1 rRNA gene is annotated in these 205 nt (G+C 59.0%); it reads left to right on the top strand.

What is annotated here, in order from left to right:
* Positions 1-205 (top strand): 23S ribosomal RNA (locus AXK61_RS24205); the annotation flags it as partial.

Here is a 205-nt window from a genome sequence, read left to right as displayed (position 1 = left end):
CGAAGACAACCAGGAGGTTGGCTTAGAAGCAGCCACCCTTGAAAGAGTGCGTAATAGCTCACTGGTCTAGTGGCTGGGCGCCGACAATTTAGCGGGGCTCAAGTACACCGCCGAAGCCGCGGCACTCACATCTTTGGTGTGGGTGGGTAGGGGAGCGTCGTGCAGCCGTAGAAGCAGCAGGGTGACCTAGTTGTGGAGGCTGTGC

This window comes from Tsukamurella pseudospumae (assembly GCF_001575205.1).
Taxonomy (GTDB): domain Bacteria; phylum Actinomycetota; class Actinomycetes; order Mycobacteriales; family Mycobacteriaceae; genus Tsukamurella; species Tsukamurella pseudospumae.
The sequence above is the reverse complement of the archived record's forward strand: the minus strand, read 5'-3'. Positions and strand labels throughout refer to the sequence as shown.